Consider the following 12,182-nt stretch of genomic DNA (forward strand, 5'->3'; position numbering starts at 1 on the left):
GGCCCGGCTCTCAGTCGCGTTCAACCGGCGACGGCCCGGCCTCGCCGGTGTGGGGAAGACCATCATTCCATGTTCAGCATCCTGAACCTTCAGAGCCTTTTCGGGCTCGTCGTCATTGTCGCCGCCTGCTGGGCTTTGTCCGAGAACAGGCGCCTGTTTCCCTGGCGACTGACCCTCGGCGCCATCGGCGTGCAGGGGGCCCTGGTGCTGGCTCTGTTCGCCATTCCGGGGTCGCAGAACGTACTGGCCGCCGTCACCGGTGCCGTCGACGGTCTGGCCATTGCGACGACCGAGGGAACCAGGTTCGTGTTCGGCTGGCTGGCCGGCGGAGACCAGCCCTATGCCGTCACCAACCAGGGCGGCCTGTTCACCTTCGCCTTCAACGTCCTGCCGCTGATTCTGGTGATCTCGGCGCTCTCAGCCCTGCTGTGGCACTGGAAGGTGCTGAAGTGGCTGACGCTGGGCTTTGGTTTTCTGTTTCAGAAGACGATGGGTCTGGGGGGCGCCTCCGCGCTGGCCGTCGCGGCAAACATCTTCCTCGGCATGATCGAGAGCCCGATCGTGATCCGCGCCTACCTCGACAAGCTGACCCGCTCCGAAATCTTTTTGATGATGGTCGTGGGTCTGGCGACGGTCGCCGGCTCGACCATGGTCGCCTACGCCTCGATCCTGTCCGCGACCCTGCCGAACGCCGCCGGCCACGTCCTGGTGGCCTCCATCGTCTCGGCGCCGGCGGGCGTTCTTCTCGCCCGCATCCTGATCCCCGAGAAGCCGGGCGAGGGGGGGGCTGTGGCCGACTACGGCTCGGCGCTGAAATACGATTCTGCGATCGACGCCATCGTCAAAGGAACCGCCGACGGCCTGATGGTCGTGCTCAACATCTCTGCGGTCCTGATCGTCTTCGTAGCCTTGGTCGCCCTGGTGAACGTCATGTTGGGCGGCTTGTGGCTGTTCGGCGACCAGGTCACGGTCGAGCGCCTGCTCGGCTGGCTGTTCATGCCTGTCGCCTGGCTGATCGGCGTCGACTGGCCCGAGACCGGGCGCGCGGGCTGGCTGTTGGGCGTCAAGCTGACCCTGACCGAGTTCGTCGCCTTCATCCGTCTGGGCGAGGTGCCTGCTGGCGAGATGAGCGAACGGACCCGTATGCTGCTGACCTACGCCCTGTGCGGCTTCGCCAACATCGGCTCGGTGGGAATCACCGTCACCGGCCTGTCGGTGCTGATCCCCGAGCGGCGTGAAGAAGTGCTGGGCATGGTGTGGAAGGCGCTGTTCGCGGGCTTTCTGGCGACCCTGATGACGGCGGCGGTTGTCGGCGCGATGCCGGCCTCCATATTCCGCTGAACCGGAGACCGTTCGATGAAACTCTACGACAGCCACCGCGCACCCAACCCTCGGCGCGTCCGTTGGGTGATGGCCGAGAAGGGCATCGAGGACGTCGAGATCGTGCCGATCGACATCATGTCGGGTGAGCACAAGACGCCGGCATATCGCGCCAGGGTCGGCGTGCCCCACGTACCGGCCCTGGAACTGGACGACGGGACCACCATCTCGGAATCGGTCGCTATCGGCCGCTATCTGGAAGCCCTGTATCCGGAGCCCAACCTGTTCGGCATCGACGCTCGCGAACAGGCCGTGGTCGAGATGTGGACCCGGCGGTGCGAGTTCTATCTTGCCAACCCGATCATGCTGAACGTCCGCCTTACCCACCCGGCCCTGGCGGCGTTGGAAAGCGCGCAGCAGCCTCAGGTCGCCGACTACAACCGGGTCGCGGCGGAACGCTTCATGCGCACCCTCGACCGGCATCTGGCCGAGCATCCTTTCATCGCGCTGGACCGTTTCACCATTGCCGACATCGTGGGCGTGGTCGGGCTCGACTTCGCTCGCATCGTCAAATATCGGCCGCCCGAGGAGTTCGTCCATCTGGCGCGCTGGCTGGAAGACTGCCGCGCCCGGCCCGCCGCCAAGGCCGGGGTCTAGGTTCTCGGCGTAAACTTCCGGATGATGCCGGAGTAGGTCATCAGAGTGCGGTCGCCTGTCGAAATCTGGCCGCGCACGAAGATCAACGAACCGCCCGCCCGCACAACCTCGCCCGTCGCCTCGACGAGTTCGCCGACATATGCGCCGTCGATCAGCGTGGAATCGAGCTGAACGGTCACGCCGTTCTTGCCTTCCATCTCCTGGTAGGCGGTCTGGAACAGGGCGATGTCGGCGAAGGTCATCAGGCAGCCGCCGTGCATCCGATGGCCCGCGTTCATGTGCTTGGGCTCGGCGCGGAAGGCGCAGCGCATGCGGCCGTCGGGGTCCGGTTTGAAATAGAAGGGGCCGACGGTCTGGTCGAACGTGCCGTGCAGGTCGTACATCTGCCAGCCGGCGAACTCGCCCTCGGTCACGGTGATCTTGGCTACCATCGTCGTCAGTCCCGCGTAGGTTCGGCGGATACCGCCTTCTTTTTGATCTTGCAGTGCAGCATATAGGCCCGATGAGCGATCCAATCGAAGCGGCAATTTTCGAAACCCTTGCCAAAGCCAACCCCAAGGGCCTCGACGGCAAGTCCGTGGAGCCGGCGGATGTGGCCAAACACATCCAGACGGAGCAGTGGCAGCGCGTCCTGCCGAAGGTCCGGGCGACGGCGCTCGGCCTGATGCGCCAGGGCAAGCTGACCATCACGAAGAAGGGCAAGGTCGTCGATCCGACGAACTTCCGGGGGGTGACCAGGCTGCGCCTGCCCACCGAGGCGGAGACCGCCGCGGCGCTTGCCGCCCTGCCGCCCAAGCCCGAGGGCGATGACGACTTCGCCTGACCTCGCCGAGGTCCTGAGCGATATCCGCGCCTGCCGGGCCTGTCTCGGCGAACTGCCCCATGAGCCGCGTCCGGTGGTGCGGGTCTTTCCCGAGACCCGGCTGCTGATCTGCGGCCAGGCACCGGGGCGGCGGGTGCATGAGAGCGGTTTGCCGTTCACCGATCCTTCGGGCGACCGACTGCGGGACTGGATGGGCGTCGACTACGAGACCTTCTATGCCGATCACAGGATCGGGGTTGCAGCCCAGGCCTTCTGCTATCCCGGTACGGCGCCCAAGGGCGGGGACTATCCGCCGCCGCGTCGGTGCGCCGAGCTTTGGCGACCCCGGCTGCTGGAGGCTCTCCCGGAGATGGAGCTGACGCTGCTGGTCGGCGGCTATGCCCAGGTGTGGGCGCTCGGCGGCCGAGCCAAGGCGACCATGACCGAGACGGTCCAGGCCTGGCGGGACTATGGGCCGACCTTCCTGCCGATGCCGCATCCGTCGTGGCGGAACACCGCCTGGCTGAGGCGCAATCCGTGGTTCGAGGATGAGGTCTTGCCGTATCTTCGCCAAAGGGTCGCTGGCATTCTCGGGGGATGATCCGCGCCCTGGTCCTGTCCGTGATGCTGCTGACCCTGGCCGCCTGCGCGACGCCCTATGTTCAGCCGCCGCTGACGCCGCCCGCGAACTTTGCAGGCCCCAGGATCGAGGCCGGCGCCTTCGTCGTCGATGACGGGGGAAGGCTGCCCTACCTGCGCTGGGGACCGGCGGAGCCTTCGATCATCGTCATCGGCCTGCACGGTATGAACGATCACGCGGCGGCCTTTCGCCTGGCGGGACCCTGGTGGGCCGAGCAGGGGATCGCGACCTACGCCTATGACCAGAGGGGCTTCGGCGACGCGCCTGGCCGGGGCGTCTGGGCCGGAGAGGCGCGGATGGTCGAGGATCTGCGCACCGTCGTGGCCCTGGTCCGCGCCCAGCATCCCGACGCCCGCATAGCTGTCGTAGGAGAGAGTATGGGCGGGGCCGTGGCCATCTCGGCCTTCGCCTCGGATCGGCCGCCTGTCGCCAATCAGTTGATCCTGCTGGCCCCCGCCGTCTGGGGCTGGTCGAGCCAGAGCCTGCCGAATCGGGCCAGCCTGTGGGCCGCCGCCCGGCTGATGGGATCCAGATCGGTCACGCCGCCGGACTGGGCCGTCCGTCACATCCGGGCGACAGACAATCTGATCGAACTGGTGGCCAACGGAAACGACCCCGGCTTCATCCGCTCGACCCGGTTCGACGCCCTGTCGGGCCTGGTCGACCTGATGGAAAGCGCGACGATCAAACTGGGGCGGGTCCGGGCGCCGACGCTGCTGATGTACGGCGCCCATGACCAGATCATCGAGAAGGGCCCGATGCGCCGCGCCCTGATCCGCGCCGGCGATCCGCCGACCCTGAGAACCGCCTGGTATCCGAACGGCTGGCACCTGCTGAACCGGGACTGGCAGGCCGAGGTGGTTTTCCGCGACGTCGAGGCGATCCTGAGGGACCCGGACGCGCCCTTGCCGTCGGGAGCCGGGTCGGTCGTGGAGGCCCTGCGCTGAGCCTCGTTCGAAATGTCTGGCGAAAACACCCTGACAAAACGGACATTACGGACATCAGGCCGATGGCGGGGTGACTTGAATTGGGGTGACAACACATACCGTTGGGGTCGGGCATGGTGAGGAAAATCAACGATTTGGCGACTTTTGAGGTGTCGCCGCGGCGGCGGGTGGCGTTCCTGATGAAGTTGTCAAAGACCGGTGGTGGAGGTGGGGAGGCCATCGGCGCGGCGCAAGATCAAATTAAGAAAAAATTCCTTATTATTCTATCCGTGCACCCCGGCGAAGGCCGGGGTCCAGATGGAAAGCACGGGATTGAAAGGCCGAAAGAGGCGCTTATCCCAAGCGACCGTGTCCGTGATCTGGACCCCGACCTTCGCCGGGGTGCACGGAGGTACGGGAGCGGGTTGAGGGGGGAAGCGGCGATTAACCCCGATAATCCCGCCGTTCACCCCGAGACTTAAACCGCCGTTAACCACGCAGGCGGCAGTTTCTGCCTAGCGAGGGCTGGTCGACGACCCCGCATCAGTATCAGGCGGGACGCGTGGGCGGCTTCACGGCGGCATTGCAGAGATTTGGGATCGGGCGGCTCGCCATGATCCTCGGCGTCGGGGCCGGCGTCGCAGCCATCCTCGTGGCCGTGATGATGCGCGTGGGTCAGGCGCCCGACGCTTTGCTGTATTCCAACCTCGACCTGCGCGAAGCCGGCGAGATCACCGCCTCGCTGGACCAGGCGGGCATCAAATATTCAACCCGCGGCGACGGCTCGACCATCATGGTCAACCGCGACGACGTTGGCACCGCCCGTCTGATGTTGGCCGGCAAGGGGCTCGTGAGCTCCGGTTCCGTCGGCTACGAATTGTTCGACACCCAGTCGGTGCTGGGCCAGACCGAATTCCAGCAGCAAATCTCGGAACAGCGCGCCCTCCAGGGCGAGCTGGCCCGCACCATCATGTCGATGCGGGGCATCTCGTCCGCCAGGGTCCAGATCGCACTGCCGCGCCGCGAACTGTTCGCCCAGGACGCCGCTCAGCCGACCGCCGCCGTCGTCGTCGGCCTGGGCGGTCGCGCCCTCAGCCCCGATCAGGTCCGGGCCATCAGGAACGTCGTCGCCTCGTCCGTGCCGAACCTGAAGCCGGGCAAGGTCACCGTCGTCGACGAGACCAATCAGACCCTGGCCGCCGCCGACGACGAGGAGGGCTTCTCGTCCGCCACGGCCGAGGCCGCCAAGACCAATACCGAGGCCCAGTTGCAGGCCCGTATCAAGGACCTGGTCGAGGGCGTGGTCGGGCCCGGCGCGGCACGGGTCCAGGTCACCGCCGACATCGACATGAGCCGCTCCACCACCCAGGAGCAGAAATACGATCCCGACGGCCAGGTCGTCCGCTCGACCTCGACCAACGGCACCCAGTCGCAGAACACGGAAGGCACGCCGGACGGCGGCGCCACGGCGACCAACAACATCCCGGGCGGCGAGGCTCCCGCGAACACGCCGGCCGGTTCGACCGAGAGCGCCACGGGCGAGACGACCAACTACGAAATCTCCAACACCACCACGACCACGACAAAGGAGCCGGGCGAGGTCCGCAAGCTGTCGGTCGCCGTGGCCGTAGACGGCAAGCTGACCCCCGCCGCCGAGGCCGGCGGCGAGCCGACCTACACCGCCCGCACGCCCGAAGAGATCACCCAGATCGAGGATCTGGTGAAGGCGGCCATGGGCTATGATCAGGCGCGCGGCGACCAGATCCGCGTGACCAACGTCCAGTTCAATCGCGACGCCCTGGTCACGGCCGGCGGCACCGACGGCGGTTCGCCCCTGCTGAACTTCGACAAGAACGACATCATGCGCGGTGTCGAGCTGCTGGTCCTGCTGGTGACCGGCCTGCTGTTGATCTTCTTCGTCCTGCGTCCGCTGCTGAAGTCGGCGAGCGGCGGCGGGGGCGCGCTGGCCGGCGCCAACGGCATTCCGGTGACTTCGCTGCAGACCAGCGTCGTCGGCGGATCGGGCGGAGCGATGGGGCAACTGGGCGGACCATCCGAAATGGACCAGCGGCTCGACATCGCCCGGATCGAGGGTCAGGTGAAGGCATCGTCAGTCAAGAAGGTCGCGGACTTCGTCGAGGCGCATCCGGATGAATCGACCTCGATCCTGCGCAGCTGGGTCCACGAGGGCTGATGTCCAAGATGGCCGGCACCAAGAAGGCATCCGTCGACGACGCCAAGAAGCTGACTGGTCCCGAGAAGGCGGCCGTCATCCTGCTGTCGCTCGGCGAGGAGCACACCCAGCTCTGGAAGAACCTGGACGACGAGGAGGTCAAGGAGATCTCCCAGGCCATGGCGGGCCTCGGCACCGTTTCCGCTGCGGTGGTCGAAGAACTGCTGGTCGAGTTCGTGTCGGGCATGTCCGGCTCCGGCGCCGTCATGGGCTCGTTCGAACAGACCCAGCGCCTGCTGGCCTCCTTCCTGCCGGCCGACCGCGTCGACGGGCTCATGGAGGAAATCCGGGGTCCGGCCGGTCGGACCATGTGGGACAAGCTGGGCAATGTGAACGAGGCCGTCCTCGCCAACTATCTGAAGAACGAATACCCCCAGACCGTCGCCGTGATCCTGTCCAAGGTGAAGCCGGACCATGCCGCGCGGGTCCTGACGGCCCTGCCCGAAGACTTCGCCCTGGAGTGCGTCCAGCGGATGCTGCGCATGGAGCCGGTGCAGCGCGAGATCCTGGACAAGATCGAACAGACCCTGCGCGTCGAGTTCATGTCCAACCTGGCCCGCACCTCCAAGCGCGACAGCCATGAGGCGATGGCCGATATCTTCAACTCGTTCGATCGCCAGACCGAGGCCCGCTTCATCGGCGCCCTGGAAGAACGAAACCGCGAGAGCGCCGAACGCATCCGCGCCCTGATGTTCGTCTTCGAGGACCTGAACAAGCTGGACCCGGGCGGGGTGCAGACCCTGTTGCGTTCGGTGGAGAAGGATTCTCTCGGTCTGGCGCTGAAGGGGGCGTCGGAGACCCTGCGCGAGATGTTCTTCACCAACATGTCCGAGCGCGCCTCCAAGATCATGCGCGAAGACATGGAGTCCATGGGGCCTGTCCGTCTGAAGGACGTCGATACCGCCCAGACGGCCATGGTCCAGGTGGCCAAGGATCTGGCGGCGCGCGGCGAGATCATGCTGGCCGGCGCGGCCGGCGACGATGAGCTGATCTACTGATGACCGATCACGCCCCCCTGAACAGCCGACCCTTCTCCTTCGACACCGAGTTCGACGGGTCGGGCTCGGTCGTGCGCGCGTCGGACTTCCGGCCGACCAAGCGCGCCTACATGCCCTCGGAGGTCGAGGCCCTGGTCGCACAGGCCCGGTTCGAGGCCCGCGAGGCCGCTCTGGCCGAAGCCGCCAGCATCGAGGCCATGGGGGTCGCCGCCATCGGCCAGGCCATGGGACAGGCCATCCCGGCCCTGGCCCATGTCGCCCAGACCCACCGGGAGCAATCCGCCGGCCTGGCCCTGGCCGCCGCCCGCGTGATCGCCGCCGCCGCCCTGGAGCGGCTGCCGACCGGGCCGCTGCAATCGGCGCTGGAAACCCTGGGCCAGGAGATCGACGGGTCGCCCCGCCTGGTCATCCGGGCCTCGGGCCTGGAGGCCGGCGTGCAGGCCAAGATCCAGGCGGTCTGCGTCGACGCCGGCTTCACGGGCGCGGTCGCCTTCCGCGAGGACCTGTCCCTGCCGCTCGCCGCCTTCCAACTGGAATGGGCCGACGGGCGCGCCGACTTCGATCCCGCCGCCGCTGCGGACCGCATCGCCACCGCCCTGACCAACGCCCTGGCTTCCGAAGCCGGGCACGCTGAATCCCTGCCGCACGGGAGTGACTTCTGATGGCCGCCGACGACCTCGCCTTGGAGGAGTTCCCGGACTCCACCGCCCTGGCCACGATGGACGAGCTGGGGGACAAATCGGCCGCCGACCTGTCGACCGTGTTCGACGTGCCGGTGAACATCTCCGCCGTCCTGGGCAAGGCCCACATGACGGTGGCTCAGTTGCTGAAGCTCAATCGCGGAAGCGTGCTCGAGCTGGACCGCAAGGTCGGCGAGGCCATCGACATCTTCGTCAACAACCGTCTGGTCGCCCGCGGGGAGGTCGTCGTCGTCGAGGATCGCCTGGGCGTGACCATGACGGAAATCATCAAGACCGAGGATCAGGGCGGCTGATCGCCGCCTGATCGCGCGTAGAGAATAGAGGAGAAGACCCATGCGGCTTCTGGTGGTCGGACGGCTTTCGGGCCAGCTTGCGGCGGCGGTGAAGATGGCTATGGCGCACGGCGCCAAGGTCAACCACGTCGAGCGCGCGGATCAGGCGACGGAACAGCTCCGACGCGGGCAGGGGGCCGACCTGCTGATGGTCGACTACAACCTCGACATCGGGGCCCTGATCGCGGCCAACGACGCCGAGCGGATCTTCGTGCCGGTGGTCGCCTGCGGTGTCGACAATGACGCCGAAAAGGCCGCCGCCGCCATCCGCGCGGGGGCCAAGGAGTTCATTCCGCTTCCGCCGGACGCCGACCTGATCGCCGCCGTCCTGGCTGCCGTGGCCGACGACGACCGGCCGATGATCTCGGCCGATCCGGCGATGAAGGCCGTGACACAGCTGGCCGACCAGGTCGCCCGCTCGGAAGCCTCCATCCTGATCACCGGCGAGAGCGGCGTCGGCAAGGAGGTGATGGCCCGTTACCTCCACAGCCACTCCAAGCGCGCCGAGCGGCCGTTCATCAGCGTCAACTGCGCCGCCATCCCCGACAACCTGCTGGAATCCGAACTGTTCGGGCACGAGAAGGGCGCCTTCACCGGCGCCGTCGCCCGCCGCATCGGCAAGTTCGAGGAGGCCGACGGCGGCACGCTTCTGCTGGACGAAATCTCGGAGATGGATGCCCGGCTTCAGGCCAAGCTGCTGCGCGCGATCCAGGAACGGGTCATCGACCGCGTCGGCGGCACCAAGCCCGTGCCGGTCAACATCCGCATCATCGCCACCTCCAACCGCGATCTGGCCAAGGCCGTGGCCGAGGGCGTGTTCCGAGAGGACCTGCTGTACCGCCTGAACGTCGTGAACCTGCGCCTGCCGTCCCTGCGCGAGCGGCCGGGCGACATCGCGGTTCTGGCCGATCACTTCGTCAAGAAATACGCCGCCGCCAACGGCGTGCCGGTGCGCCCGATCTCGCTGGACGCCAAGCGCGCCCTGGTCGGCCATCGCTGGGCGGGCAATGTGCGCGAGCTCGAGAACGCCATGCACCGCGCCGTCCTGCTGGCGGTCGGGCCCGAGATCGACGTCGAGGCCATTCGCCTGCCTGATGGTCAGCCGCTGACGGCTGGATCGGCCGGAGCTGACGCGGGCCTGGGCGGAGGCCTGGCCGCCCGCGCCGCCCAGACCGCAGACGCCGTCTCGCGCGCCTATGTGGGCCAGACGGTCGCACAGATGGAGAAGACGCTGATCCTGGACACCCTGACCCACTGCCTGGGCAACCGGACGCACGCGGCCAATATCCTGGGCATCTCGATCCGCACCCTGCGCAACAAGCTCAACGAATACGCCGACGAAGGCACCCAGATCATGGCGCCCCAGACCGGCATCGCCACGGCCGCCTACGGCTCGAACGCGGCGTGACCCCTCGTTTCAGGGAACTTGAGGCTTTCGGACGCGCATGACCGACACGCCTGTCATGATGAAGGACGGCATGGCCCGCCCGACCGGGAATGACGTGCGCGGCTGGCTGATGCGCGGCGAGGTCGGGATGGCCGTCGGCGTGATCGGCGTCATCTTGCTGCTGATCCTGCCGGTGCCGAAATTCCTGCTGGACCTGCTGCTGGCGATCAGTCTGGTGTCGTCGGTGCTGATCCTGATGACGGCGCTGATGATGAAGCGTCCGCTGGACTTCGCCATCTTCCCGACCGTGCTGCTGATCTCGACCCTGTTCCGGCTGGGGCTGAACCTGGCCTCGACGCGCCTTGTCCTGACCCATGGCCACGAGGGCCACGACGCCGCCGGTCAGGTCATCAACGCCTTCGGCGCCCTGATGATGGGCGGCAGTTTCATCATCGGCATCATCATCTTTGCCATCATCCTGGTGGTGAACTTCGTCGTCATCACCAAGGGGTCGACCCGGATCGCCGAAGTCAGCGCCCGCTTCACCCTGGACTCCATGCCGGGCAAGCAGATGGCCATCGACGCCGACCTGTCGTCCGGCCTGATCAACGAGGACCAGGCCAAGCTGCGCCGCAAGGAACTGGAGCAGGAATCCACCTTCTTCGGCGCCATGGACGGTGCCTCGAAATTCGTGCGCGGCGACGCGATGGCGGGCCTGATCATCGTCGCCATCAACGCCATCGGCGGCATCCTGATCGGCGTGATCCAGCACGGCCTGCCGATCGGCGAGGCGGCCAATACCTATATCCAGCTGACCATCGGCGACGGTCTGGTGACCCAGGTTCCGGCCATCATAATCTCCATCGCCGCCGGCTTCCTGGTCTCCAAGGCCGGGGTCGAGGGATCGGCGGACAAGGCTCTGGTCGCTCAGCTGGCCACCAATCCCGTCAGCCTCGGCATGGTCGCCGCCGCCTCGGCCTTGCTGGCCCTGATCCCCGGCATGCCGATCATCCCGTTCGCTGCCCTGGCCGCCGGGGCCGGCTACATGGCCTGGCATCATGGACGGGCCAAGCTGAAGCCCCAGCCGACCGAGGCCGAGCTAGCCGCCGCCGCCGCCGCCTCCAAGCCCAAGGACGACACCGAAGAACCCATCGGCACAGCCCTGACCATCGACGAGGTCAAGATCGAGCTGGGCTATTCCCTGCTGACGCTGATCAACGACCTGGAAGGCCGCCGCCTGACCGATCAGGTCCGCGCCCTTCGCCGCGCCCTGGCGCAGGAGTTCGGCTTCGTCATGCCGTCGGTCCGCATTCTCGACAACATGCGCCTGCCCAGCCAGGGCTATGCCATCCGCATCAAGGAGATGGAGGCCGGGGCCGGCGAGGTCCGTCTGGGCTCGCTGATGGCCATGGACCCCGCGGGGCGTCAGGTCGAACTGCCGGGCGAGCATACCAAGGAACCCGCCTTCGGCCTGCCCGCGACCTGGATCGACGAGAGTCTGCGGGAAGAAGCGACCTTCCGCGGCTACACCATCGTCGATCCCTCGACGGTGCTGACGACCCACCTGACCGAAATTCTCAAGGAGAACATGGCGGAACTGCTCTCCTACGCCGAGGTGCAGAAGCTGCTGAAGGAACTGGGCGAGGAAGAGAAGAAGCTGGTCGCGGAACTGGTGCCCTCTGTCGTCACCGTCACGACGCTGCAACGCGTTCTGCAGGCCCTGCTGCGCGAGAAGGTTTCGATCCGCGACCTGGGCGCGATCCTGGAAGGTCTCGCCGAGGCCGCGCCGCATTCGTCGTCGGTGACCACCCTGGTCGAGCACGTCCGCACCCGCCTGGCCCGTCAGCTCTGCTGGCAGCACAAGTCCGACGACGGCGCCCTGCCGATCATCACCCTGTCGCCGGATTGGGAGGCCGCCTTTGCGGAATCCCTGGTGGGGCAGGGCGAGGATAAGCAACTGGCCATGGCGCCCTCCCGGCTCCAGGACTTCATTCGCGCCGTCCGCGACGTGTTCGAACGCGCCGCCATGTCGGGCGAGAGCGCAGTGTTGCTGACGGGGCCGCAAATCCGCCCCTACGTCCGCTCGATCATCGAACGCTTCCGGGGGCAGACGGTGGTGATGAGCCAGAACGAGGTGCATCCCAAGGCGCGGTTGCGGACGCTGGGGTCGGTCTGAACGGGTTTGT

12 protein-coding genes are annotated in these 12,182 nt (G+C 67.0%); 11 read left to right on the top strand and 1 reads right to left on the bottom strand.

What is annotated here, in order from left to right; genetic code table 11:
• The first annotated feature begins 69 nt into the window (after nucleotides 1-69).
• Both ACW171_RS15960 and ACW171_RS15965 read left to right on the top strand, forming a co-directional pair.
• Entirely contained in the window at nucleotides 70-1,341 is a 1,272-nt protein-coding gene (locus ACW171_RS15960; protein ID WP_492094708.1) for a NupC/NupG family nucleoside CNT transporter, read from the top strand.
• A gap of 15 nt (nucleotides 1,342-1,356) precedes the next feature.
• Nucleotides 1,357-1,977, top strand: coding sequence for a glutathione S-transferase family protein (locus tag ACW171_RS15965; protein WP_492094710.1), 621 nt, complete (start codon nucleotides 1,357-1,359; stop codon nucleotides 1,975-1,977).
• On the opposite strand, the gene ACW171_RS15970 is transcribed toward ACW171_RS15965, so the two are convergent.
• The gene (locus ACW171_RS15970; protein WP_492094712.1) at nucleotides 1,974-2,408 is read right to left on the bottom strand and encodes a PaaI family thioesterase; all 435 of its coding nucleotides are present in this window, start codon (nucleotides 2,406-2,408) and stop codon (nucleotides 1,974-1,976) included. The two genes, ACW171_RS15965 and ACW171_RS15970, sit on opposite strands and share 4 nt — an antisense overlap.
• A gap of 71 nt (nucleotides 2,409-2,479) precedes the next feature.
• On the opposite strand from ACW171_RS15970, the gene ACW171_RS15975 reads away from it, so the two are divergent.
• The 9 genes from ACW171_RS15975 to flhA all read left to right on the top strand — a co-directional run bounded on the left by ACW171_RS15975 (nucleotide 2,480) and on the right by flhA (nucleotide 12,172).
• Nucleotides 2,480-2,800, top strand: coding sequence for a DUF3253 domain-containing protein (locus tag ACW171_RS15975; protein ID WP_492094714.1), 321 nt, complete (start codon nucleotides 2,480-2,482; stop codon nucleotides 2,798-2,800).
• A complete protein-coding gene (locus tag ACW171_RS15980; protein WP_492094716.1) occupies nucleotides 2,784-3,380 on the top strand; it encodes a uracil-DNA glycosylase family protein in 597 nt (198 codons plus the stop codon). Before ACW171_RS15975 ends, ACW171_RS15980 begins: the two co-directional genes overlap by 17 nt.
• Nucleotides 3,377-4,366, top strand: coding sequence for an alpha/beta fold hydrolase (locus ACW171_RS15985; RefSeq protein ID WP_492094718.1), 990 nt, complete (start codon nucleotides 3,377-3,379; stop codon nucleotides 4,364-4,366). The genes ACW171_RS15980 and ACW171_RS15985 overlap by 4 nt, the downstream gene beginning before the upstream one ends.
• 541 nt (nucleotides 4,367-4,907) lie before the next feature.
• A complete protein-coding gene (gene fliF / locus ACW171_RS15990; protein ID WP_492094720.1) occupies nucleotides 4,908-6,539 on the top strand; it encodes a flagellar basal-body MS-ring/collar protein FliF in 1,632 nt (543 codons plus the stop codon).
• A complete protein-coding gene (gene fliG, locus ACW171_RS15995) occupies nucleotides 6,539-7,576 on the top strand; it encodes a flagellar motor switch protein FliG (protein ID WP_492094722.1) in 1,038 nt (345 codons plus the stop codon). Before fliF ends, fliG begins: the two co-directional genes overlap by 1 nt.
• Nucleotides 7,576-8,238, top strand: coding sequence for a FliH/SctL family protein (locus ACW171_RS16000; RefSeq protein ID WP_492094724.1), 663 nt, complete (start codon nucleotides 7,576-7,578; stop codon nucleotides 8,236-8,238). The genes fliG and ACW171_RS16000 overlap by 1 nt, the downstream gene beginning before the upstream one ends.
• Complete coding sequence (gene fliN / locus ACW171_RS16005; protein ID WP_492094726.1) at nucleotides 8,238-8,570, top strand: flagellar motor switch protein FliN; 333 nt, start codon at nucleotides 8,238-8,240, stop codon at nucleotides 8,568-8,570. The genes ACW171_RS16000 and fliN overlap by 1 nt, the downstream gene beginning before the upstream one ends.
• 40 nt (nucleotides 8,571-8,610) lie before the next feature.
• Nucleotides 8,611-10,017, top strand: a complete 1,407-nt coding sequence (flbD, locus tag ACW171_RS16010; protein ID WP_492094728.1) for a sigma-54-dependent transcriptional regulator FlbD — start codon at nucleotides 8,611-8,613, stop codon at nucleotides 10,015-10,017.
• A gap of 55 nt (nucleotides 10,018-10,072) precedes the next feature.
• Nucleotides 10,073-12,172 carry a flagellar biosynthesis protein FlhA gene (gene flhA, locus ACW171_RS16015; RefSeq protein ID WP_492096654.1) on the top strand — a complete coding sequence of 700 codons (2,100 nt, stop codon included), beginning with the start codon at nucleotides 10,073-10,075 and terminating at the stop codon, nucleotides 12,170-12,172.
• Nucleotides 12,173-12,182: the final 10 nt, after the last annotated feature.

It is taken from the genome of Brevundimonas sp. FV1ye28 (genome assembly GCF_058681135.1).